Origin of the sequence: Anabaena sp. CA = ATCC 33047 (assembly GCF_963870205.1) — a bacterium.
Taxonomy (GTDB): Bacteria; Cyanobacteriota; Cyanobacteriia; order Cyanobacteriales; family Nostocaceae; genus Trichormus.
Window position 1 is genome coordinate 145,884 of the sequence record NZ_CAWMSA010000057.1, and the last position, 24,903, is coordinate 170,786.

The 24,903-nt window shown below is 42.1% G+C and carries 15 protein-coding genes and 1 pseudogene; 6 read left to right on the forward strand and 10 right to left on the reverse strand.

Annotated elements, in window-relative coordinates:
- Positions 1–155 precede the first annotated feature (155 nt).
- Entirely contained in the window at positions 156–914 is a 759-nt protein-coding gene (locus AACS98_RS18700) for an N-acetylmuramoyl-L-alanine amidase (RefSeq protein WP_066382614.1), read from the reverse strand.
- A gap of 171 nt (positions 915–1,085) precedes the next feature.
- Between AACS98_RS18700 and AACS98_RS18705 the strand changes: the two genes are divergently transcribed.
- Positions 1,086–1,982 (forward strand): Uma2 family endonuclease, encoded by an 897-nt coding sequence (locus tag AACS98_RS18705; protein WP_339373722.1) that lies wholly within the window; start codon positions 1,086–1,088, stop codon positions 1,980–1,982.
- 101 nt (positions 1,983–2,083) lie between these two features.
- Here the strand turns inward: AACS98_RS18705 and dapF are convergent, their stop codons facing one another.
- Positions 2,084–2,923, reverse strand: a complete 840-nt coding sequence (gene dapF, locus AACS98_RS18710) for a diaminopimelate epimerase (protein ID WP_066382616.1) — start codon at positions 2,921–2,923, stop codon at positions 2,084–2,086.
- Positions 2,924–3,053: 130 nt separating this feature from the next.
- On the opposite strand from dapF, the gene AACS98_RS18715 reads away from it, so the two are divergent.
- A complete protein-coding gene (locus tag AACS98_RS18715) occupies positions 3,054–3,278 on the forward strand; it encodes an Hfq-related RNA-binding protein (RefSeq protein ID WP_066382618.1) in 225 nt (74 codons plus the stop codon).
- Between the two features lie 70 nt (positions 3,279–3,348).
- Here AACS98_RS18715 and AACS98_RS18720 read toward each other — a convergent pair whose 3' ends face one another.
- On the reverse strand, positions 3,349–5,685 hold the full coding sequence (locus tag AACS98_RS18720) for a cation:proton antiporter domain-containing protein (RefSeq protein ID WP_066382620.1): 2,337 nt from the start codon (positions 5,683–5,685) through the stop codon (positions 3,349–3,351).
- A gap of 347 nt (positions 5,686–6,032) precedes the next feature.
- Here AACS98_RS18720 and AACS98_RS18725 point away from each other — a divergent pair, with 347 nt between their 5' ends.
- The gene (locus tag AACS98_RS18725; protein WP_255362916.1) at positions 6,033–6,161 is read left to right on the forward strand and encodes a hypothetical protein; all 129 of its coding nucleotides are present in this window, start codon (positions 6,033–6,035) and stop codon (positions 6,159–6,161) included.
- On the opposite strand, the gene AACS98_RS18730 is transcribed toward AACS98_RS18725, so the two are convergent.
- Complete coding sequence (locus AACS98_RS18730; protein WP_066382624.1) at positions 6,128–7,006, reverse strand: hypothetical protein; 879 nt, start codon at positions 7,004–7,006, stop codon at positions 6,128–6,130. The genes AACS98_RS18725 and AACS98_RS18730 overlap by 34 nt on opposite strands.
- A gap of 1,017 nt (positions 7,007–8,023) precedes the next feature.
- On the opposite strand from AACS98_RS18730, the gene AACS98_RS18735 reads away from it, so the two are divergent.
- Positions 8,024–10,696, forward strand: a complete 2,673-nt coding sequence (locus tag AACS98_RS18735) for a zinc-dependent metalloprotease (protein WP_066382625.1) — start codon at positions 8,024–8,026, stop codon at positions 10,694–10,696.
- 156 nt (positions 10,697–10,852) lie between these two features.
- Here AACS98_RS18735 and AACS98_RS18740 read toward each other — a convergent pair whose 3' ends face one another.
- Together AACS98_RS18740 and AACS98_RS18745 are read right to left on the reverse strand one after the other, a co-directional pair.
- The gene (locus AACS98_RS18740; protein ID WP_082803814.1) at positions 10,853–13,048 is read right to left on the reverse strand and encodes a glycoside hydrolase family 10 protein; all 2,196 of its coding nucleotides are present in this window, start codon (positions 13,046–13,048) and stop codon (positions 10,853–10,855) included.
- Positions 13,049–13,384: 336 nt separating this feature from the next.
- Positions 13,385–14,791, reverse strand: a complete 1,407-nt coding sequence (locus AACS98_RS18745) for an aromatic ring-hydroxylating dioxygenase subunit alpha (protein ID WP_066382626.1) — start codon at positions 14,789–14,791, stop codon at positions 13,385–13,387.
- A gap of 259 nt (positions 14,792–15,050) precedes the next feature.
- On the opposite strand from AACS98_RS18745, the gene AACS98_RS18750 reads away from it, so the two are divergent.
- Complete coding sequence (locus AACS98_RS18750) at positions 15,051–15,803, forward strand: PAP/fibrillin family protein (RefSeq protein ID WP_066382627.1); 753 nt, start codon at positions 15,051–15,053, stop codon at positions 15,801–15,803.
- A gap of 233 nt (positions 15,804–16,036) precedes the next feature.
- On the opposite strand, the pseudogene AACS98_RS18755 reads toward AACS98_RS18750, so the two are convergent.
- Positions 16,037–17,017, reverse strand: a pseudogene (locus AACS98_RS18755) (fasciclin domain-containing protein); the annotation flags it as partial.
- A 1,285-nt stretch (positions 17,018–18,302) separates the two neighbouring features.
- Here AACS98_RS18755 and AACS98_RS18760 point away from each other — a divergent pair.
- The gene (locus AACS98_RS18760; protein ID WP_066382629.1) at positions 18,303–20,234 is read left to right on the forward strand and encodes a hybrid sensor histidine kinase/response regulator; all 1,932 of its coding nucleotides are present in this window, start codon (positions 18,303–18,305) and stop codon (positions 20,232–20,234) included.
- A gap of 28 nt (positions 20,235–20,262) precedes the next feature.
- Here the strand turns inward: AACS98_RS18760 and AACS98_RS18765 are convergent, their stop codons facing one another.
- The 3 genes from AACS98_RS18765 to AACS98_RS18775 form a co-directional block, all read right to left on the reverse strand.
- Positions 20,263–20,748, reverse strand: a complete 486-nt coding sequence (locus tag AACS98_RS18765; RefSeq protein ID WP_066382631.1) for a response regulator — start codon at positions 20,746–20,748, stop codon at positions 20,263–20,265.
- 22 nt (positions 20,749–20,770) lie between these two features.
- Entirely contained in the window at positions 20,771–24,061 is a 3,291-nt protein-coding gene (locus tag AACS98_RS18770; RefSeq protein ID WP_066382633.1) for a PAS domain-containing sensor histidine kinase, read from the reverse strand.
- 100 nt (positions 24,062–24,161) lie between these two features.
- Entirely contained in the window at positions 24,162–24,716 is a 555-nt protein-coding gene (locus AACS98_RS18775; RefSeq protein ID WP_066382635.1) for a pyridoxamine 5'-phosphate oxidase family protein, read from the reverse strand.
- Positions 24,717–24,903: the final 187 nt, after the last annotated feature.

Here is a 24,903-nt window from a genome sequence, read left to right on the forward strand (position 1 = left end):
TTATTTAATGCAAGAATTTTGTAGCTTGCTTCTCTTTCCCTACGGGACGCTCCGCGAACAGAGAGGCTACCGCGCCGTAGGGTATTTTGAATTTTTTAGGCGTAAGCCTAGCCGCAGACTATGCGTGAATTGATTGCCCCCTCCCCGCTACATCATCACTTCTCTTGGATTTTGCAGTGTTCAGCAAATACAAAATGTTTGTTACGGTTGCCTTTACTTTTATCAGGCCAAGTTACACAATAATGCTGTTCTTCAAATAAGAAACTTAAAATTGGATAATTGCCTGGGGTAATATCAAATAATGTATCCTTGGGTAAATCAGATGCTTGTTCTGTAGATGGTTTTAAAATTGTTGGCTTTGTAATTTCTAAAATGTAATTTTTATCTGGTTTGGGTGCTTCTTCTTCATCTTCACCAATTAATCCATCCTTAATTGCTTCTGCCATTTTTTCGGCATCAAACAAATCCATGTCTATTTTAGAGTCACAAAAGCAGCACTCAACTAAGATAGCTGGCATTTGGGTATTTCTCAAAACAAAGAAATTGCCTGATTTAACACCTCTATCTCTAAACCCAAGTTTGACAATTTCTTTGAGAACTGATTGAGCTATGCCTTGGGATGTGTTACTAATACCAAAAACTTCTGTACCGTGAGCTTTGCTATTGGCGGCGTTAAAGTGAATCGAAACGAAAACATTCACATTATTGGCATTGGCTTTGTTAACTCTTTGCCTGAGAGAATCGTTGACACCACTAGCACTGTTAGGAGTACAATCAACAACGGTATGCCCTGCGGCTTTTAGTTTTTCCATCAGCCGAGTACCAACGGCTTTGGTTAACTCGTCTTCTTTTTTAATCCCGACTGCGCCAGTATCAGGAGGGCAGTTGTGTCCGATATCAATACCAAATTTCATAATTTATTCTCTGCTTATTAGCTTGATAATTATAGTCATAACTTCAAAACCATCACTGTGTCGGTGAGAAAAGGTGAGTACCTACTGTAAAAAAATATTAAATATCACGAAAATGCTTGATGACAGAGTGAAATATCTCAAAGTGCAAGCAAAAAATGAGTCTAGCTGACTATGATGGCACAAGAAGCCCTTAACCTAGTTGATACACTTCTACACTCTACTCAGTTTGGACAAAAGCTAAATGACGTTCAATCTGTAGTGTTTCAGAAAAGCTGGCTAGGATGCACCTATGCAGCCATTGCAAAGGAATTAAATTATGAACATGATTATATTAAACAAGTTGGTTCGCAGTTGTGGCGATCGCTTTCTTTAGCAGTGGGTGAAGAAGTATCCAAGAAAAATCTGCAAACGGTTCTCAGTCGCTATTATCTGACTTCTAAAAATTTTTCATTAAATAAAATTAAACATTCAAAAGCCACCAGCCAAACAAAGACATTCATGAACCAACCTGCTAACGGAGTAAGTTGGACATCTGACGATTTAGAGGTACTACCCAAGCACGAGGGAACACGCTACGAAATCATTAATGGTGAACTTTTCTTAACTTGTACACCTCACCGCCGTCATCAGCAAGTTTGTGGCAAAATATGGCGACAACTGGATAATTGGTCTGAGTTGAGTAATTTAGGAGAAACAATTTTAAGTCCAGGGGTGTTATTTTCACCAGTAGACAACATCATACCGGATATCGTCTGGGTAAGTCGAGAAAGATTAGCGAAAATTGAAGATGAAGCTGGACATTTGACAGGCGCGCCAGAGTTAGTAGTTGAGGTTTTATCACCAGAAAAACAACACGAACTTCAAGACAAACAAGCAAAACTACAACTTTATTCAGTTCAAGCTGTGGGTGAGTATTGGATTGTTGATTACATAAATCAGCAGGTGACAGTTTATCGGCGAGAACAAACTGAATTGGTGTTATTTGGGACTTTTTCCGGCGATGACGAAATTACATCCCCTCTTTTACCAAGATTTTCTACTGTGATTCGCTCCTTTTTTCCTGAATAAGTCACTCAACTTAAAAAACGTAATATCCAGATCCCCGACTTCTCAAAGAAGTCGGGGATCTATTTAGCTTTAGGTGAAGTCCTGACTGCAAACTTTTGCAATTAGACTTTCCCAGTGAATACTCTCTCAGCCGGGCCTGTCATGTAAACTCGTTGGTCTGCTTCTGACCATTCAATATGCAGCAGACCACCAGGTAATTCTACCACGGCGGCGCGATCGCATTTTCCAGTCAACACCCCAGCCACTAAGGAAGCACAAGCACCTGTACCGCAAGCCAGTGTAATTCCTGCGCCCCGTTCCCAGACGCGCATTTTTAGGTAGTCACGACTGACAACTTGAATAAATTCGGTGTTGGTGCGTTGGGGGAACACAGGATGATGTTCAAATTTCGGGCCGATGGTTTCCAAAGGAATCGCCGCCACATCTTCCACAAAGGTAATACAGTGAGGATTCCCCATACTCACACAGGTGACATCCCAAGTTGTCCCCTCTACTTCTAGAGGTTGGTTAATTACTTTTGCGTCAGCCGCAGTTAGGGTAGTAGGTATTTCACTCGCCAATAACCTGGGTAAACCCATGTCTACCTTCACTTCACCATCGGGCATGAGTTGGGGTGTAATCACACCAGCTAAAGTATGAATACGATAGGTGTCTTTAGTGCGGGACAAACCCTCTAAATCTGCTAAAAAGGCTGCTAAACAGCGAATGCCGTTACCACACATTTCTGGTTCTGAGCCATCGGAGTTAAAAATCCGCATGGTGTAATCAGTATCTTTTGCTCCAGGTAAGGCAAAAATCACACCATCAGCACCGATACCAAAATGGCGATCGCATAATTCAATAGCTTGCTCAGGAGTCACTACAGGCGACTTTGAGGCGCGATTATCAATCAAAATAAAGTCATTGCCTAGACCGTGATACTTAGTAAATTCGATTGCCATTTTTTTCAGGATGAATTATCAATGTTAAATATTGGGCATCGGGCATTGGGTATTGGGCATTGGGTAATAGTTTTTCTTCCCTGCCTATTCCCTATGCCCCATTCCCTAAATTATTCCATCATTATCAAAAATGGCTATAACTGATTTTGACACCTCACTGCCCAGCATTCGGCAAATTCAAACCCTGATTAAAGAAAAAGAAACAGTAGAGTTTAAGCTAGTCTCTGGCGACTTGATCAGGGGTAGGATTTTATGGCAAGACCCCCACTGTCTTTGTATGATTGATGAAAACAGTCAACAAATCACTATTTGGAAATCAGCGATCGCCTACCTAAAATCAACCCCTTCAGGGTAGGGGCTGGGGATTGGGGACTGGGTAAATGTTTTTTTCTCTGCTTCCTCTGCTCCTTTGCTTCCCCAGTCCCCTATGAATTCTCTTTGTGAATATCAACAGACACAATTTCCTTAATGGATTGTGTTTCCTGGGCTTTCACCATCGGAATGGATAAGGGTATTTGACTGATAAATAGGGATTGCAATTGATTTATACCTTTTGCGCTACCGCACAGCAGCACTTGATCGTCAGCAAGTAAGCCGATGTTGCCATCAGGAACGCGGATAAATTTACCATCCCTGCGGATAGCTTGGATTTCCACCCCAAATTCTGGCTGTAAAGCTAAGTCTGTGATCCGTTTACCGACAATGGCAGCATGAGCCTTGACTGTCACCCACTGACAAGCGTTATTCGCTCCTGGTACAGCTACCTTACCTTGAGCTAATTCAGCCAGGGCTGCTAGTTCTTCTGATGCTCCCACAACTAACAAGCGATCGCCTGTTTCTAATTTAGTGTGAGGATTGGGATAATCAATTTCTTCACTGTTAGCGCGGCGAATCGCCATTAAACTAACTCCGGTAAGGTAGCGGATATCTGCTTCTTCTAAACTCATGCCAATTAGGGGCGAATCTGATGGTAAGGGATACCAACGACGGTTTAAGTCGCGGGTGACTTGTTCTAAATGGCGGGAAACCTGGGAAGCAGTACGCTCTGGGCGCAAATCTAAGTAATGATCATTACGAATTTGCTGCATTTCCCGTTGCAATATAGACGGTGAAAAACCTAAACCAGTTAACAGGTAAGTAGCCATTTCTAAACTTGCCTCAAATTCTGGTTGGACTACTTCCCTTGCGCCTAGTTGATACAGCACCTCAATATTTTTATCTTGGGTAGCCCGAACAACTAAATTTAATTCGGGACACAATTCTAAAGCCCGTTTCAAACACAAGCGGATACTCATGGGATCAGGAAGTGCGATCGCCATTCCTTTGGCACGATTCACCCCAGCCGTTTCTAAAACGTGTAAACTCACACAATTACCATAGACATAAGGTACTTTCGCTTCTCGTAATTGCTGAATTCGGCTTTCTGATTGGTCAATTACTACCACAGGTAAGTTATGCTGCTTTAACAGCTTGACCAAGTTTTTACCGACTCGCCCATAACCACAGACTACTACATGGTCTTTAAATGGTAGTTCTTCTGAGACATCTTTGGCGTGAGTTTCATCTAAATAAGGTTGCAACCAAGGTATTGATTCCAACAAATTAAAGATAAATGGTACTAACCGCATCACAAATGGGGTGAGCATGAGTGTCACGGCTGTAGTTCCCAAAATCAGTAAATATATGCGTCGAGATACCAACCCTAAAGCCTGTCCTTCACTGGCTAGCACAAAGGAAAATTCCCCAATTTGCGCCAATCCTAACCCAGCGATTAAGGCTGTTTTCCAGGGGTAGCGAAATACTTTTACTAAAGGGGTAATAATTAAAAACTTGCCGACGAATACTAAGGCGACTAACCCTAAAATTAATTCCAGATTGTGCCACAAAAACACCGGATCAATTAACATCCCAATGGCGGCGAAGAACAAACTTGCAAAAATATCTCGCAGTGGTTCTACATAGGTGAGAGTTTGATCGGCGTATTCCACCTCTGAAATCATCAACCCAGCCACAAACGCCCCCATTTCAATGGAGAGTCCTAAATATTCTGTCAGTAGGGCAATACCTAAACACAACGCCACCACACCTAATAAAAATAGTTCTCGGCTTTCGGTGCGGGCTAAAAGTCTTAATAGAGGTGGTATGAGCCAAATCCCCGCTACCACTGCACCCGCCGCAAATAAACCAATTCGTACCAAGGCTGTTAAGACAGCAACCCCGATAGCTTCCCCTGGTTCGTGTAGTGCAGGTAACACCGCCAGCATTAACCCTAGGGCTAAGTCTTGCACTACCAAAATCCCTAGCATTACCTGACCTTGGGGTGTTTCGGTTTCGTTGCGCTCCATCAAACATTTAAGCACAACGGCTGTGGAAGATAGGGAGAGAATTGACCCTAAGAACACACCTTTAGCGGGTAAAGTTCCCCATGCTCCTGTGACTCCACATACTACCACTGTAATCAGGATTGTCAAGGCGATTTGTAGCCCACCACCACCGAGGGCGATCGCTTTCACTTTTTTCAGTTCCGCGAAGGAAAATTCCACGCCCAAGGCAAATAATAAGAAGGCGACTCCAAACTGCGCCAGTGTTTCCACCTGCACAACTTCTTTAATCAGCCCTAACCCAGCCGGCCCCACAACCATCCCGCCGATCAGATAGCCCAGCAATACAGGTTGTCTTAGCATAGCTGCTAACAAACCGCCACAGGCGGCAACTGCCAAAACTGAGACTAAATCGACAATTAATCTAAAATCTTCTTGCACCAGTTTTTCTAAGAACTATTAAGACCTATTAACTTTAGAATACAAATTTTTATCTGTTTGGGGGGAGGGTTGCTGTGCAAGAAACACCAAATTTCTATATTTGGGAGTAGAGAAGCGATTAACTGTGTCTTGACAAAAGGTATATGTATCTATTCGGGACTAGAGGCAGTTCGAGAACAAGCAAAAATAGCCATGTTAAGGAATCTCCAGAGGATGGCGTTGGCTTCTAGTCGAGAATATCGGGACTTCCAGAGCAAAAAATCTCCAAAATGTAGGGTGCGTCAGTACGAGAAACCCTAACTATACCAAGAAAATATTCATCCTGACGCACCCTACTAACAGTCGATTTGGATAATTTATTTTTTGGTGTTCCCACATCATCAATAGATAGGCGATCGCCTAACATCCTGCAAGTAGTGCGATCGCCTAATCATACCACCAATTATCTAGTACCTAATGGTACTGCTGAAGGATAGATACCATCAGCAATTAGCACAGGTTTTTGGCTATATTCTCTCTCTAGCCTTGCTCTCAATGGTGCATCCCAAGCTGGACTGTATTCCCTCTCAATATCAGTAATCACAAATGGGCGTAGCGTACCAGTAGTCACCACCCTTTCACCTTCTTTAATCGGTGCTTTGTCTTTGAGTTTATCGGTGACTAGAATCAATAATGGGTTGACTCCTAGAACTTCTCTATCCTCAACCAAAAATGCGTTAGGGCTATAAATTTCAGACACATTAGCCGGGACAGAAATAGCTTTATTATAATAAAGTTGCGGATTTTCGTTGATTTCTCCTGGTGTTGGTGCTAGTGCAATTGAACGGGCAATAATGGCTGGTTTACCTACATACTCTCTATACTCATTTGTACCTAAATCTACACCGTATTCTTGTTTAATCGTGTTAGGATCAAGCCTGCTCACAGTACCTGTAACTTGTAATCTCGTATCTTGAGGCAAGGGCAAATTAACAGGCTCACCAGTAGTATTCACAACTGCGATTCTTTCACCACCAAAGGCTTCTCTATCAGAAATTGTAAATACTTGGTCATTCACCCTATTAATATCTTGTCCCCTAATAGTCACCAATTTACCAATCAGGGCTTCCGTATTTTGACTAACTTCCGGTGCTGTTACATTATCTTGTTCTGCTACCTGTCTAGACGGAACAGTAGGAGCTTCCTCTGTGGTTGTCTCAGGCACAGTTACCTGGCGTTCAGGAGTTGCACAAGCTGGAATCAATAAAGCTGTTAATGCAATTAATGTTCCACCTATGCGAGTATTCCAACCTGAATTTTTATATCTATTGGGTGTAAGCATTTTCTCTCCTTATAAATTTCACAATTGCAAATAGTTAGACAAAATTGCTGGTTGGCAAGTTTTCAATCATCGGTTCACCAATCTTGAAAAACTCTTGCATCACATAATCAGAAAAGGGGGATTTTTTTCCTCTTGATTACCGATTAATCAGACTTAAAATTGAGATTTAACGTCTAGCTTGTTTGGCAATAGCATAATTTAACAGCCTCTAATATAAGAATTTAAACTTGTTTTACCGTCTGCCTAAAGAAATAAACATCAACTCAAAAATTCTAGTTACTCCCTGAGTCTTTAGGAATATATTGAGCTAGACTTTTTAAGTTTTATATTATTATTTAAAACCTGCTTTGCTATCAGGTAGCTGGACTGACACCAAGCTCTTAATCAAGCTATGCGTATAGTGCTATTGGCATGATCACCACAATCTGCTTTGATGCTCAAGGTGATACCATTCCTTGATTTAGCTTGTGTGGCATAGCCATAGATGTTCTTGATTCTTGGCTGTAGAGACGTTACATTGAACGTCTCTAGGATATATCTTGGTCACAAACTTACATAAAATGGGTATGACAACTTGCAAGGCATATACCTTCATCGCACCACAAGCCTAAAATCATCAAAAAATCACATATTTATCTCTTACTTTTAGTAGTTTTGAGCAGGAATACAAGACTCTAATCGACAGTAAAACCCAGAAGAGAAAATTATCACTGTCAATGTTGTATATTCACCAGGACTTTACCTACAAATTTCCTGGTTGTTACTGGATGTAAACAAGCAATATTCGGGAAACATCAGCCATTGATAAATTCTCAGCCGACTAAATGTAGTTGGCTACACATTTTTTTGCTTGACTATTCATCTATCGTAAGACGTAAATATTGCTATCTAGCGAATTTTATTTTATAAAGTAAAAATTAGCAAAAAACGCTAATAGCAATGGAAAAACACACTGGTGAGCAGCTAGTGGTGTTTTTGATTGTCAAGCCACAATATTGATCTGACCAAGGTGGATTGATGCAACACTGGATCAGGAAAATAGCAATTTACACAATAATATTGTGTATTTTTTTCTTAAATGTTGATGAAGCGGTAGCTAACCAATTGGTAAAGCCGGATATACAGCAATTAAACGCACTTTCAGGAGTGGAAAATTTAGCCAGTGCTGATATGATGGGGACAGGTAGAAGGGAAGATTACCGCCGATTTCGTGAGATAGTCACAGCCAAAAAGAAATTAGAGGGATTATTCAACCTGTACTACAGTCAGGAATCAGGACAAGTTTACTGGGAAATTAAACCAGAACAGTTAAATAAAAACTATCTAGCTACGGTGACACTGGAATCAGGGATTGGGGAAAGTGGGATTTATAGTGGCTTACCTTTGGCGGATTTTCTGTTTTACTGGCGACAAGTAAACAATCATTTGCATTTTGTGGTGCGTAATGTGAAATTTCGCACTGATGTTACAGAACCAGAACAGCGATCGCTCGCTCGTTCATTTAGTGATTCAGTTCTTTATGCACTGGAAATAGAAACTATTGATCCTGAGAGTAAAAACATTCTCATCAACCTGGATGACTTGCTGATGCGGGACTTTCCCGGCTTAACTTCTATATTAAAATACTCCTTACAAAGCGATTACCGTTTAGAAACCAGTAAATCTTATTTTGGTAATCTCAACAGCTTTCCAGAGAATGTAGAAATAGATGCCATTTACGGGTTTTCCTCAGCCGAAGGAGCAGATTTAATTACTTTACCTGATAGCAGGGCATTAACGCTCAAAGTACATTACAGTTTTTCCCAGCTACCAGAAAATAACGGCTATATTCCCCGACTAGCCGACGACCGAGTAGGATATTTTATTACAGCCTTTCAAGATTTCTCGAAAAATAACACCCCAGATACCTTTGTACGTTACATCAATCGTTGGCATCTAGAACCAGCAGATCCTCACGCACCCTTATCTCCACCCAAACAACCGATAGTGTTTTGGATTGAAAACGCTGTTCCCCTAGAATACCGTGACGCGATTCGGGAAGGTGTGTTGATGTGGAATCAAGCTTTTAAAAAAGCCGGATTTCAAAACGCTATTGAAGTCCGACAAATGCCCGATGATGCTGATTGGCAACCAGCAGATATACGCTACAATACAATTCGCTGGTTTAACTCCCTAGATGCAGGTTTTGCAAAAGGGCCGATTCGAGTTAACCCTTTCACCGGGGAAATATTGGATGCAGATATTATCATTGATGCTAACATGGTGCGTTCCATTCAGCAACAATATCGCGCCCTGAAAGAAACAACTAACAACTCATGTCAAAATTTTGATTTGCATTCCTCGGAAGTTTGCTATAGTACAGAATCCGCAAATCAAGCGGCTATGGGAGCATTGGCATTGTCACTGTTGCCAGAAACTAAACCACAGCCTGAAATCATGCAAGAGTATGTACATCAATATCTGCGTTCTCTAATTGCTCATGAAGTCGGACATACGCTTGGGTTACGCCACAACTTTCAAGGCAGCACCATGTTATCGCCGCAAGAATTAAATAACACAGAAATCACCCACACAAAAGGTTTAGCCGCTTCGGTGATGGATTATCTGCCCGTGAATTTAGCACCACCGGGAGTAAAACAAGGTGACTATTTTCCTTGGGTTGTTGGCCCCTATGATGAATGGGCGATAGAGTATGGATATAAACCCAGTCCGCAGACAGCAATGCAGTCTAGCATACCGGAAGCAGAAAAAGAATTTTTAGAGCAAATTGCTTTAGCATCACCTCAACCAGAATTATCTTATGCCACTGATGAAGATATTTGGGATATTAATCCCCTGGCGAATGTCTGGGATATGAGTAGTGATGTCTTAGTCTATTCCCAATGGCAAATGGATAACGCCCGCGTCATCTGGCAGCATCTGAATGAGCATCATTTGACAAAAGGAGACGGCTATGGCAACACGCTTGTCTTATTTAATAGGATACTGCAATATTATTTTCGTAATGCCAGGTTGTTATCTAAGTATATTGGTGGGCAATCATTTCAGCAACTCCATCTGAGTGATGAACATTCTGGGGTATTTGTGCCAGTGCCAAGGCTCAAACAACGTCAGGCTTTAGAAAAGTTGCAAGAGTATGTCTTTGCTGAAGATGCTTTTAACTTCTCACCACAATTATTAAATCAGCTAGCACCGCCACGCTGGGAACATTGGGGGAGTGCAGTACGGAATAGCCGCCTTGATTATCCGATTCACGAAAGAATTTTGCAGTTTCAGAGTAGAATATTAAGGTCGCTCTTAGATAGCGATCGCCTACATCGGTTACGAGATTTAGAATTAAAAAGCCAACCTGATCAAGTTTTAACCATCCCAGAACTATTTGACAGCTTACAAACAGGTATTTGGACAGAAATTGTAGCCACCCAACAACCGCAGCCAATTTCTAGTATTCGTCGTTCATTGCAACGAGAACACCTAAATATTATGCTAGAAATGCTCCTTGATACCAAAGATTTACCAGAAGATGCTTGTACACTAGCTTGGTACGAACTACGCCAACTACAAAAGGCGATTAATATCAAGCTGAGAAAATTTGGTAAACAACTAGATATTTACACTTTAGCCCACTTGCAATTTACGAGCGATCGCATCACCAAAGCCTTAAACGCACAATTGCTATCAAGAAACTAGCAACAGCCAGTTTGTAGGGTGGGCATTGCTAGCAATTTGCTCAAACCCTGAGTTTGTAGGGTGGGCATTGCTAGCAATTTGCTCAAACACTCAGTTTTAAGTTCTCGGCTGTACATCGCCTATTCTGATTGAGAATGCTGCAAGATAGGAGTATTCTCAAATTTTCCGAAAACCCATCCGCCCATTCACCGAGTCAAACAGAACATTAAATCGATCAAAAAATCCCATACCAGTATTTATTAGTATAGGTTGCTCTGCCTGAGCCGAAACATTGAGATTCCACACATTAAACCCGTCGCGGTTTCCTGGTACAAGACTATAATCGAACACGCTAGGAATTCCTACCTTCACAGAATTTGCTGGGCGTAACCTTCCTGGTTTCAGTTTACCCATCAGAGAAGCAGACTTAAATTCAGTCATACCATTACTTGTCCCAACAACCATTCTGTTATTACAACTATTTTTCATCCCACTCCCAGAAATAGTTAAGCAAACTCCATTCAGTCGAGAATCCCATCTATTACCCGGTACACCATTCATCACAGGTAATGGACTCAAAGAAGCCATCTTAAAACCTTGTTGATTATTTGCAGTCAAACCCAGAATCAGACTACCATTACCAGCAATAATCAATCCATTACTCAAATTTCCTGGTAATTTTCTCAGAGGATTATAGGGAAGTGTGCGCTCAGAATAGTTGACACCGATAATACCAGAGAAAGGTCTTCCACTTTTGGCAGAGCAATTAGGTTTTTGGGGGATACATTGGCGACTGGTGACAACCTGCACCGGAACAGGTTCTTCACTAGCAATCAAACCAATTCGGAAATTAGTGTAAACTAACTCACCTTCTAAAACAGTACCATCACTTAAAACTTCCCTAACAATTTGACCAGTGCTGTTGATAGGGGCATTTCCTAGAAACTCTCTAGTAACTCTCAACCCTGCCGAGCTTGTATCTAATAAAACCCGTCTTGGCTGACCACCAGCAACTGCTACCTCAACAAAATAACCCCGTTGACCAGCAACAACCCTATTAGACAATGGTAAAGTTATTGTATCAAAACTAGGTTTTCGGGCGATAAATTGGGAAGTATCGCGCCTAGCCGTTTGAGAAAACAGGGCTTGAAATCCAGCTTGTCGCTGCGCCACAGGTTCAGGAGCAGAATCCCAAAGACTTTCATAATAGAAAAACACAGCACCTAAACCGCGTTGTTGAGCCGCCCTAACTTGAGACTGAATCTGAGATATAGCAACAGGGCGATTTCTCAGCCCTGTCATAATCCCTATACCAGTAGGAATTAATTTTTGTGTCTCAATGATTTCTGGAGTAATTAGTTTACTGTTAAAACTTTGCAAATCATTGCGATAAACCTGAACTACAAGCTCATCTACAACACCTAAGCGTACCCAGTTGAGCCAGTCTTGTAGTTGTAATTTATAAGCAAAGTCATAGTAATTAGGAGAAACAGAAAAAATCGCATTTGGTTTTCTCGCTTTCACAGCTTTGTTGAGTTCTACCATAAACGCCGTGATTTTATCTGCTCGCCATCGCATCCAAGCTTGAGCTTGCGGGTTGGGTGGAGGAGGGCTACCAGTTTCTTGGGTATATAAGTTAATCGTGTATTTGTCATACCCAAAATCAACAGGTAAACTCATGTGGTCGTCAAATTGAATACCATCCGCGTTATATTTGGTAATGATTTCTACTACTAAGTCAGTAATAAACTTTTGTACTTCTGGGTGAAAAGGATTCAGCCAAGCCACCTCACCCGCAGCACTAATTGAGGTTTGGGTTCCGTCTTGCTTTTGCGTCAACCAGTCTGGATGTTGTGATGCAAGTTCGGAAGTTAAGGGAGCCATGAAGCCAAATTCAAACCAAGGTATGGCTAGTAACCCTTGACTACGAGCTTGAGTAATGATGTCTGCAATAATATCTTGTCCCTCTGTACCTCTAAAGAAAAAAGGGATACCCTTTTTTTGCGTTACTGCACTGGGAAATTTTGTGTAGCCATCATTCCAAACCACCGGATAAACTGTATTAAAATTTAACCTCCGCAATTGTGCAAGAGTGTCTTGCACCTTAGCGCGATTTCTTAAGATATTAAAGTCATTATTCGTCAGCCAAACCCCGCGAATTTCTGAAGCTGGTAACTGGGGAAGTTGAGCGGTTACAGGGCTAAGGTTTTCTAGTGTCAATACTGTAGCCAGGGATATAGCAAACAGGAAAGGGAGAAAACGCTTAATTGAACGCCAACTAGGACGAATGAAAGATAATTGCTGATGTATGGCTAATAATTTAGCAACCCAAGAGTTAATTAGTTTACTTTGGCGTTGAAATTGCGTTGACATTACTCTGTAAATATGTATGCTGAATCAATCAGGTGAATTTATTTAGGACTTACGCAAGTGTCACATTACATAAGTCTTGTAGGGTGCGTCAGACTGTTTAAATGCTGTCAATAAGCATTTTTTTGATATCTGACGCACCCTACTATTATGCCAGTTGCGTAAGTCCTGTTATTTTCAGGCAAACCAAACTACTGCACCAGATAAACTAATGCAGATTTAGCTTAATCACGATAATTGACGCAGCTAATCGGTGATAGTGCCTGTCAAATCAGAATTTTTCAGATGAGGAAGCAGGGGAGCAGGGAAAATTTTACCCCAATGCCCCATGCCCAGTCTTTACTTCTCCGCTAAATTTCTCGGTGGAATGTCTCTACCCTTATAAAACCGTTGCTCGAATTTGCCTAAACCAAACCAAGCCCCCGCACCCAGTAAAACAACCACCGTCAAAACGATAGCAGTAATTGTAGAAGGTTGTTGCTGCATCAATAAGAGTAACGGCAACAAACTCCAAACCAATACCGTGGCTATACCGACTCCCAGACGCAAACGTTGCAGGTTTTTCAGGGCAGTACGGCAACTAGCACATTTTTTCGTGTGGGAATGGTATCTATCTAATAAGGCTTCTTTGGTTAGTGGCGGTGCTAAAGTTTCTCCGGGGAATGGTTCAGCATCATATTGCTTCAGCCACGAGTGCAACTCAAATACGAAAGCATCAGCTTTAGTTGGCAAATAAAAAGCCTTGTTGACGTTAGCACTGCCACCCCGTTGTGCGAGATATCTTTCTTGGTAATGTAGAAAAATTTGGTCATCTTCCAATACGCCATTCTGCCCTATATGGGAGTACCAGCGTGGAGTCAGTTTGAGAAATAGCCCTGGTAATTTTGAGGAGAACTTAAACGGAAAACGGGCAAATAGCCGACATTCTCCTTTACGGATGGGAGTAGCATAAACTACAGTTAGTGTTCTACCAAACTGCTTCGAGGTGAGGTCATGCCACATCAAGCCCGGAGCGATGAAAGTAGTATCTTGTCTGCCTAAAGTGCCTTTACGGGGGCCTTCTGCCCAAGTTCCTTTAAATCCCCATTTCCCAGATTCTACCACCTCTAAGTTAACAGGTGATACATTAGCTCGGTTGCCGACGGTGCGGTGGTGGGTGTAGGGTATATGGCTAGAATCGAGGACGTTTTCCATTAATGTCAGGGCATCATAGGGTATGTCTCGAAAGGTATTCAGGCAAACCCACCCCTCTGGGTTTTCTTCTAGCGGTTCAACGATGGGAACTTTGGTTTTTGCGGCATTCTCTACTTTACCAGGATAAACGAATAAAAGTCCTTGGCAAACTGTGGTAGGTAGTGACTGCACACAAGCACGTTGAGAAGTTTCGGCTTGATTTCCTGGGGCTTGTTGGGGGATGCTTTCACATTTGCCCGTTCCCGAAAATGCCCAACCATGATAAGGACATTCTAACCAGCCATCTTCGTTAATTCTACCTTCGGAAAGGGGGGCTAAACGGTGTGGACATTGGTCTGCAAAGGCTCTCCAGGTTTGTTCGTTGTTGTCCCACCACAACACAAGATCCTGCTCTAGTAAGGTGAAGCGAGTCGGTTGGGATTTGTCTAAGTCTTCCACATAATGGACAGGATACCAAACTTCTAGCCAGTCAAAACGCTCTGGATCTTGTCCACCTGCTGGTAGGGTTTCGGGACTGGTTGGGGATGGTGATTGTAACAGGCTGTTGGTCATGGTGAGATATGTAGATATTGATGCACTATCACCAAAAATGTAACAATATTTTAAACTTCCTGGCAGATAAGAGTTGAGAAATCCATCGTTGGTCTACATTTACAGTAGGACTTGCGGACGTGTATTCATCAAAGTCTTTTGTAGGGTGCGTCAGAAAAGAGAATTTGCTAAAAATCAACGGATTTTCAACATCTGACGCACCCTACTAATATGCCAGTTGCGTAAGTCCTGATCAGTTGAACTCACAAATTTCAACGCTATGGTAGTAGACACAGGCAAATGTGCAGAGGCTAAAATTGCTTTACGTCAAGCACTGGCTGTTAGTAATGGCAATACCAAAGATCAAGCTGTAATTGCTGCTATTGAAAATCTTCAGGCGGTGAACCCTCAGACAGCCCCAGCCCGTAACAATACACTTATGGATGGGACATGGCTGTTGATTAGTGCGCCGAATTTTCCGGGTGGGGAATTGCTTCCTAATGGTAAGTTTGCTTATACCTTGGGTCGTTTGGCTTTCAATATGTTTGAGCCGACGGGATTAAAATTAGTAATTGACCGAGTGTTGCAACCTGTGTTGCCTGTAGGTAATGGTGAACAACGCACCCATGATATTGTTGTGGAATTTACTACTATTGATGAGTCTTCTGCCCCATTGTCGGGGGTTGTGCGTAACTTAGGAGTCTGTCAACCTGCTAGTGATACGGTGCTGCAAGTCAAATTTACTGGAGGCGTTTTAGCACCGCAAAACCTTAATCAAATAGATGCTTGGCGAGGGGTTTTTGGTCAGCAAAGTCAACCTAAACAAAGAACTTTTAAAGAACATTTGATGTCTGTGTTTTTGCGGTTGATGTTTGGGTTAGTTCCCCCCCAAGGTATGAATAATACAACTGGTGAAGTGGCTTTTACAATGGAGCGATCGCCTAAAGGTCGTCTGTCTATTCTCTATCTTGACGAAGAACTACGGATTACTCGCGGCGAAAAGGCAACTGTCTTAGTCTGTGAGCGAATTTAAAATACGTGAATATCTGTTGGAGTAGGAAACAAGAAAAGAGAAAAGATCAGCATCGAAAACTTATCATAAGTAATTAGCCGGACATGATATAATTCAGGACTGACGCAACTGACATATTAGTAGGGTGCGTCAGATAGAAAAAATTTGTGTATTGGAGCATTTTAGCAGTCTGACACACCCTACGAGACTACGGGATGTATGGAATACAATCTCTGAATTGATGTCAGCAATGTTTAGAAATTGTAGCCTACACCTAATAACAAGCCTACATCAGTCTCATCAACGAATGCGGCATTTACTGCACCTGTAAGTGTCAAACGTTGCCCTAAAGGTACATCTACACCACCTGTGAGCAGCAAACCCAGGTCAGTAATATCCCTAACTTCCACAGCTACGCCAGCACCGACGTAAGGCGATACAGCGAACTGTGACACACCAGCAGGATCGACTGAACGCGGGGCAAAATCTAAAGTCAAGGGTATGAGAAATACTGTATCGTCCCCAAACAATGCTGATGGACGTGCTGATATGGTGGGTGTTAAACCAATTTTGCTGATTACCGCAAAGTTACTTTCACCCAGAGCCGTGTCACCACCTATACCAATGTTACCAGCAACACCAACGTAGCTGCTGCCGCCACGAGTAGCTCTACCTGGTGCGACAATATCAGTGGGTGCTTGCGCTTGATTCATTTGATTCGTTTGATTCGTTTCTTGTTGTGATTGCTCTCCGGTGAGGTTGGGTGGAATCAAGACTTGATTGATTGCATGGATGACACCATTACTCGCCTGAATATTTGGCTGAATAACTGTGGCTTCGTTGACTGTCACTTGGTTCCTAGCAGTGTCAACTTTTACAGTTAAAGGTGAGTTTTCAACTGTTTTTAGTTCTCCTGATCTGAGTTGATTAGCTGTTAATTCGCCAGGAACTACATGATAGCGCAATATTTGAACTAATAATTCTCTATTCTGTGGTTGCTGTAATTGTTCTATAGTCCCAGCCGGTAATAAGGCAAATGCTTGGTCTGTGGGTGCGAAAACTGTATAAGGCCCTGGCTGTTGTAAGATATCTGTTAAACCTGCGGTTTTGAGTAAAGAAGTCAAGGTTGTAAAAGAATCATTAGATGCAGCCACGGAAACAATATCATTACCATTTTGTGCGTATATGGTGCTTTTAGCTTCTGTTGTATGAGGTGCGGTGTTTTCAGCTAACGCCACGCTAGAAATTGTTATCGGGGCAAGTGTAGCTGTTGCTAATCCTAAAGCGAGGAATTTACCACCTGTTGATGACCAATGAAAGCAATTAAACACGAAAATATCCTCCAAAAATTTTAATTTTCTTCTGAATCAACTTATTCATTATTCAGCTTCGGCGAATATATTATTGGCAACAATCCACCAAGGTTATAGAATTTGTGGTAAGAAATGCTTGATATTTACCATGATATAATTGCATATCAAAATCTATGGTTTTGACATAGCATATTACTTGGGCAATACCATAAGTTTTTGATGATATCAATGTCATAAATTTTGGTGTAGCAAAAAACAGGCTGAAACTACACATCATTCTTAAATTTTTCGCTGAATCATACAACTAACTAAAGGTTAAATTTATTCAAGATTTTTTCAGCCTTTAGACAGTTGATCATATTTGTTGACTAAAAATTTTCTCTATAGTTGATCCGAGGTTATATGAGGTTCTAATTGTTGGCTGGGTTTAATCTTGAAGAAGGCTGCGAGGTAGGAGGCAATTAGAGGTGGTCTGATTCATCCCTGTGTGGAATACCATTAAATCTATGATTTATATCATGTTCGTTTGAATAGTTGTCATATCTGTTGGGGTAGGGAACAGGAAGGATCAGGGAACAAGAAAAGAGAAAAGTCAGTATCGAAAACTGATCATAAGTAATTAGCCGGACATGATATTATTGGGATAATTAAACTTAAGTTTGGGCAAAATAAAAATTAATTAATATAATAAATTATATTTCAATTACTATCTGTATACTAAATAATACCTGAAATATGTTAAGTATATTAGGTAAGACTTACGCAACTAGAATATTAGTAGGGAGCGTCAGATATCAAGCATAAGTTTATTGACAGCATTTAAGCAGTCTGACGCACCCTACAAGACATATTTAATGTGACACTTGCGTAAGTCCTAATGGGGTCAGCTTTGCCGACTATAATTAGGTTTGGCAAGGTATAGCCGAGAATATGTATATTGCAAAAATTACATCAAATTCTGATAAATTAACCCTAATTCCAGAAATTCTCCAGGAAAAATCCCCTTGTCTCTGTTTTCAGTTCCCAGACTAAGCATTGCAAGACATTAATCCACTTTGGGCGTTAGTATAAATATCTTAACGAACCAGTACCCATAAAATCACTGTGGCAGAGTTACTATTTCAACGTGGTTAGATATTGTTTGCATCTGGGAATTCATACGGGATGTTTTGATGTTCAACGATAGTTTTCTCGATGAGGCTAGTTAGTGAAGGATCAAGTTGCTGAAGTTACCAAGGGTTTGACTGAAGCTTTTATTACTTATAACCGAGAGTGGCAAGTGAGTGCTGTTAACGCTCAAGCTGCCCAAATCTTTGGCAGAAGTTGTGCTGAGTTGCTCGGTAACAATTTTTGGCTGGTTTGTCCAGAATTTCTCGGTTCTATTTTTGCTCAGGAATGTCATCGAGCGATCGCTCAACAATCTTCAGCCCAGTTTGAGCAATTTTGTCCTGAGATGAATGCTTGGTTTGATGTCTATATCTATCCCACACCGACTAAATTGAGTGTCTATTGGCAAAATATTACAGAACGCAAGCAGATGGAAGCTGTTTTATACACAGAAAATCCTCAACTAACAAACCCTACTCTGCATCAGCAACAGCAAAATTGGCAGACTCTGTTAGACAATTCCCCAGATGTGATTGCCCGGTTTGATGTGAATTTGCGCTATGTATATGTCAACCGAGCGATAGAACAAGCTCTTGGTTTACCCCCAACTAAATTGATTGGTAAAACTCATGCAGAATTGGGAATACCAGAACATATTTATCTGCGCTGGGATACATTGCTGCGTCTGGCTTTTACCACTGCTCAGGAGCAATTTATTGAGTTTGAATTTCCTACGCCTAGGGGAATAAGAATTTATCAATCACGGGTAGTACCGGAGATTAACCCGCAGGGTGTGGTGGAGTATGTGTTGACTTTCAGCCGAGATGTGAGTGAGATTAAACAATTAGAGCAACAGCGATCGCAGCTGATGCGGGAGCAAGCCGCACGGGAAGAAGCCGAGCGAGTCAACCGGATTAAAGATGAATTTTTAGCCGTGTTGTCTCATGAATTGCGATCGCCTCTCAATCCGATTTTGGGATGGGCGAAAATTTTACAAACCCGCAAATATGACACCACAACCTTAAACCGTGCCTTAGAGATTATTGAACGTAATGCCAAAATTCAGGCGCAATTAATTGAAGATTTGCTGGATGTCTCCAGAATTTTGCGTGGTAAGCTCAAATTAAAAGAATGTCCCGTCAATTTATCATCCATCGTGGCATCTGCTATAGAAACGGTGCGGTTAGCAGCTGAGGCTAAAGGAGTGGAGATTATTGTTAACTGTCAGCCAGATGTCAGTAAGGTACTTGGTGATCCCGAACGACTACAACAGGTAATCTGGAATTTACTCACGAATGCTGTGAAGTTTACCGCATCTGGGGGTCGTGTGGAAATTCGGCTGGAGGAGATAGATTTTCAGGCCAAAATTACGGTTAGTGATAACGGTATAGGAATTGCACCGGAATTTTTACCCCAGGTTTTTGATTATTTTTGTCAAGCAGATAGTTCTATTACCCGTTCCTCCACTGGCTTAGGTTTGGGGTTAGCAATTGTACACCATTTAGTAGAACTGCATGGCGGCACAGTCACAGCACACAGCCCAGGCTTAGGAGAAGGGTCTAGTTTTATTGTCAGACTACCGATTCTCAATTATGCTGCTAGAGAAGATGACCCACAACAATCTTTGTCACCACGTATAAGTTTAGAAGGAGTGCGGATTTTGGTAGTTGATGATGAGGCAGATTCCCGCGAATTCGTGGCATTTTTACTAGAACAACATGGAGCGATCGCCACAACTGCCGCATCTGCTAGTCAAGCCCTGGAAATGTTTCACAAAATTCAACCAGATTTAATCATTTGTGACATTGGCATGCCTAAAATTGATGGTTATACTTTCTTGCGGCAGATTCATAGATTACATCCCCATGAGAAAATATTAGCGATCGCCCTGACAGCTTACGCCAGTGAAACCGACCAACAAAAAGCCTACCAAGCAGGGTTTCAAAAGCATATAGCCAAACCCATCGAGCCAGACAAATTCTTGGCTAGCGTTGCCAATCTCATCCAGCAATTTACAGCAGATTGGGGGTAAATGAGGTACAAATTTGAGGAACAAAGTCTTATAGCTGTTGCCTGTTGCCTGTTCCCTGGTAGTCAATAATCAGCTTGGTTGGCGGTGGCACCCAATAAATACTAATTGCCTGAATAATACTGACTAAAGCATCAACATTATCTGGCTTTACCAAACAAAAATTCACCCCTAGCTGGTAAGCTAGTTGAATATCTTCATCTAAAGCCGAGCCAGTCAACATGACAACCGGGAGATGCTGAAATTGTGGAGTTTCCCGTATCCATTGCAAAAGTTGCAGCCCTGACTGTCCAGGTAATCGTAAATCTGTCAAAACCAGACTGGGCAAAGGATGAGCAACCCTATCCTCATAAGGAGCTTGCCCTAACAGATAACGTTGAGCATCTTCCATTGTGACTACAGTCTGCAAATTAGGTAATTGCTCTAACTTGGAGCGTTGCAGAGCGCGTCTGACTAACAAAACATAGACTGCATCATCCTCAACATATAATACTGTTTTCACCTGAAAATCTGGCATTGATTGCTACCTTAAATAAAAGTTATGTTGCTGGCAGTTCTACCCAAAACTGGCTTCCTGCTCCTGGCTGAGACTCCACCCCAACTTTTCCGCCTAGGCGTTCTATACCTTTTTGGACGATTGCTAATCCTATTCCTGTGCCTGAGTAGGAATCGACGGCGTGGAGGCGTTCAAATACGCCAAAAATCCGCTTTTGATATTCCGGTGCGATGCCAATACCATTGTCTGCAACCCAAAGGCGAATCCAATTCTGTCGCTGTTCTGCCCAAACTCTGATTTGGGGGTGAATGCCGGGTGGAACATATTTCATGGCGTTAGTCAGCAAATTAATCAACACTTGAGTTAAAACTGTCGGCTGACTGATGACTGGAGGGAGGGGAAAAGTCACCGTAATTTCTGCCTGTCTGGCTTGTTGTTCTAGTCTCAATTGGCTGAGGATGTCTTGCATGACACTGGTTAAATCAACCACTTGCAACTGAATCTCAGTTTGGCTGAGTTGGCTGTAAGCAAGCAAGTCTTGAATTAGCTGATCCATCCTGTGGGCAGAATTGCTAATCTGTTGTGTATATTCTTGTCCTAGTTCATCGAAGCGATCGCTGTAATCTTCTACTAAAGCTGCTATCAACCCTCGGATAGCACGTAAAGGCGAGCGCAAGTCATGAGAAACTGTGTACGTAAAGCGTTTTAACTCCTGATTGACTTCTGCTAGTTGGGCGGTGCGTTCTTGTACCCGTTGCTCTAAGGTAGCATTGAGTTGACGAATTTTCTCCTCGGCTTGTTTGCGCTCTGAAATATCCTCAAAGGTACTCACACCGGCGATGATTTGTCCCCGTTGATCCATAATGGGAGTAGCAGTTACTGAAAAAAACGTGGTAGTACCATCACCCCGGCGATAAATCATTTCTTCGGCTTTGATGGTTTCGCCATTCAGCAAAGCGCGGGTAATTGGGTATTCTTCAGGATGATAAGGCTGTCCATCGGCGTGAATTGCGCCGTATTGAATATAATCTTGATAAGTATCTAGCAGCAGCATGGGATGGCGCAGCAGTCTGACTGCTTCCTGGTTGTGAAATAGCAGTCTGCCAGCAGGAGCTTCCGAAATTGAGACACCTAAAGGCATTTGCTGTAATACTTGTTCTAATCGCGAGCGTTCGATTTCTAGCTGTTGCAACAGTCGTAGACGTTCTGCATCTACACGTTTGATTTCGCGAATGTCACGGATAACTGTGGCAATGCTCAACGGCTCACCAGTTTGGCGATCGCGATTGATAAATGATAACTGATGAACAGGGATTAATTCTTCTGTCTGAAAATGACGTAACAGTGACTCTCCTTGCCAATATCCCTGCTCTAGTATGGTAGGCAAAACTTGATGTAACAAGAAATTTTCGTATTCTGGTGGATGAAAATCAGTGACTTGGAGTTGGGTTAATGATGCTGTTGGTTCTAACCCAACCATTGCGCGCCCTGCCGAATTAACATAGATTAATTGACCATCGAGATTAGCGATCGCAATAAAGTTAGGGATATTTTCCACAATTGACGCTAATCTTTGCCGCTCTTGCTCAATCTGCTTACGTTCAGTAATATCTCGATTGACTTCTAAAATACCCTTTACCCGACCTTGAGCATCTCGCATCAAAACTTGACGGCTTTCTACTATAATTTGGTTGCCATCTCTTCGTGTGTGTCTCAATTCACCTTGCCAATGTCCTTGTTGCAGCAGCGTAGCTTGAAAGTCTAAGTCAGGATCAGGAAATTCTGTTTGTAACAGGGTGTGTGGTGAATTGCCTAATACTTCTGCACTTGTCCAGCCATAGAGTTGTTCAGCACTGCGGTTCCAATATCTGATAGTATTATGATTATCCCGGACAAAAATAGCTTCATAGGCTAAATCTAACAATTGGGCTTGCTCTCGCAATTGATTCTCAGCTTGCTGGCGTTCGGTGATATCAATAGCTGTACTAATGGCTAAACGTCTACCATCGGGTAGTTTACCAAGGGGGGCAGAATAAAAATCCCAGATGCGTGTTTCACCTGTGCTGGTTCTAATTACATATTGCCCTTCGTAAATGCGACGATTAAGATGATATAAGCGAGCGATATCAGTCTGTACTTGTTCTTGACGTTTACCGTAAGCTTTTTCTGTCCAATCTGCGATTGTAGAAATTTCTGCGGGATGGTAGCCAGTAATTTCTGTCCAAGTATGATTAACTTGTAGTATCTCTCCATCTTCGGCGTGTAACAACATAGGTAGAGGAGCATCCAGAATCGCCCGCCGAAATTTTGCTTCACTTTGGCGCAAAGACTGCTCTGCTTGCTTGCGCTCGGCAATTTCCCGTTTTAAAGCTTGATTGGCTTGAGATAGTTCGGCGGTGCGTTGCGCTACTCTGGCTTCCAATTGATTGTAGGCATCTGTGAGTGCTGCTTGTGTTTGCTGACGCTGGCTATCTAAACGATAAAGGCGTTCGGCACAGTACCAAGTTAACCCTAGAAAAGCGATGATATTGCCAGTTACGTGCAAAGAAAGCCCGAAGGCTTCATCAAACAAACCAATGCGTTCTCCGAGAACTTGCAACCAGCCTAAACCAAAATGAATAGCGATCGCTGCTGGTAACAATATCCGAGCCGTAATTCCACCCACGGTATTGCTAACAACTAAGCGCATCCATCCCTCAGCCGGAGCCGCCAATAAAATACCAAGGCTGAGAATCACAAATGTCACAGCAGTATGGATAGCTATCCCCGTAAAGAATGTCAAACTGAATATTGGCGTAACTGCATACACTTCGGATTGGTTGCCATAACTGAAACTCATCAAAATTTGTAGGGAAAAAAAGGCTGCAACCAGTGTCAGCAATTGCACCAGTCGGTAGGGGACATGACGCAGTACCGAAACAAACAGTGCTACACTAACTAAGATGAAGTTTAAGGCAACTGGTAGTGGTATTCGAGCCAATTCAGAAGTAGCGATCGCTCTCGACTGCTCAATTACCCAATTTCTATCTAATATATATTGGCTGATTGTCAGTAATCCCAGAAATGCGATCGCCACCGCCAACACCTGAATCACTCGACGCGGGCGATTTCCTCTGCTATTGAGCAAATATAATGCTAAACCTGAAAACACAAAGCCTAGAGCAGTTTTCGCTTTCATTGCTACCCACCCAGGAAAAAAGCTGGTGAGGATGGGAATATCAAACAGCCAACCCACCAAAACAGCACCACCAACCAAAGTGACAATGATACTGGCGAGTTGTGAAACTGTTTTTAGGGCAGTGAGCATCTGGCGGTTTGACTGAGCAATAGTCATAGACTGTCTTAGTTACCTATTTCTATCATTGCTCAACTTTATTCTTGTGCGCTGGTATCAACAGGAAAGCACAATATAATTCATACCCAAAAGTTAAGTTTTAGGGTATTTTACCGAGTGGAGTCGGTAAACCGTCAATACTGACAGTGTTTTTCTGCTGTTGATAGTCTTTTATACCTTGTTCTCCTTTTTTCTCCGCCCAATTAATTAAAGTCTGTCTTTGTCCTTGATATTCGTAAAGTGGTACAGCAAAACCACAGGATGTCTGCACACGTTCCACATCAACCAGGATAATTTGACGAGTCCCTGGTATTTGGTGAAACAATGAATACAAATCATTCCAATCTGGGGAAGTTGGTAAGATTGTCTTTCCCCGTCCGTAGAGACGTAAAATACAAGGGGGTTCTTCAAAGGCACAGAACATTAAAGTTATCCGCCCGTTTTCTTCAAGATGGGCTGAGGTTTCGTTGCCACTGCCTGTTAAATCCAAGTAAGCTACTTGATGAGGTGACAGCAACCGAAAACAATCTAATCCTTTAGGTGACAGGTTAACATGACCATCAGGGCTGAGAGGTGCAGAAGCCACAAAAAATAGATGTTGGGCTGCAATAAACTCTTGCAGTTGTTCTGTAATACAGTCAAAAACTTTAGCCATAAATTATAATAACATCATGTCCGTTAGAATAGTTATCATATCTGTGAGGGCTAGGCAACAGGGAACAGGCAACAGGCAACAGGCAACAGGCAACTGAGTTAAACAAAAGTCTGCATCTTCAGTTAATTATCAGTAATTAACCGGTCTTGACATAACAAAAGACTTGATAAAACAGCAAAAGTAGGGG

Coding starts and splice junctions, on each gene's coding strand:
- AACS98_RS18765 (WP_066382631.1), bottom strand. CDS start 20,748: ATGCCAGATTTTCAGGTGAAAACAGTATTATATGTTGAGGATGATGCA.
- dapF (WP_066382616.1), bottom strand. CDS start 2,923: ATGGCAATCGAATTTACTAAGTATCACGGTCTAGGCAATGACTTTATT.
- AACS98_RS18740 (WP_082803814.1), bottom strand. CDS start 13,048: ATGTCAACGCAATTTCAACGCCAAAGTAAACTAATTAACTCTTGGGTT.
- AACS98_RS18715 (WP_066382618.1), top strand. CDS start 3,054: ATGGCTATAACTGATTTTGACACCTCACTGCCCAGCATTCGGCAAATT.
- AACS98_RS18730 (WP_066382624.1), bottom strand. CDS start 7,006: ATGCTTACACCCAATAGATATAAAAATTCAGGTTGGAATACTCGCATA.
- AACS98_RS18775 (WP_066382635.1), bottom strand. CDS start 24,716: ATGGCTAAAGTTTTTGACTGTATTACAGAACAACTGCAAGAGTTTATT.
- AACS98_RS18770 (WP_066382633.1), bottom strand. CDS start 24,061: ATGACTATTGCTCAGTCAAACCGCCAGATGCTCACTGCCCTAAAAACA.
- AACS98_RS18735 (WP_066382625.1), top strand. CDS start 8,024: ATGCAACACTGGATCAGGAAAATAGCAATTTACACAATAATATTGTGT.
- AACS98_RS18750 (WP_066382627.1), top strand. CDS start 15,051: ATGGTAGTAGACACAGGCAAATGTGCAGAGGCTAAAATTGCTTTACGT.
- AACS98_RS18745 (WP_066382626.1), bottom strand. CDS start 14,791: ATGACCAACAGCCTGTTACAATCACCATCCCCAACCAGTCCCGAAACC.
- AACS98_RS18705 (WP_339373722.1), top strand. CDS start 1,086: ATGATGGCACAAGAAGCCCTTAACCTAGTTGATACACTTCTACACTCT.
- AACS98_RS18700 (WP_066382614.1), bottom strand. CDS start 914: ATGAAATTTGGTATTGATATCGGACACAACTGCCCTCCTGATACTGGC.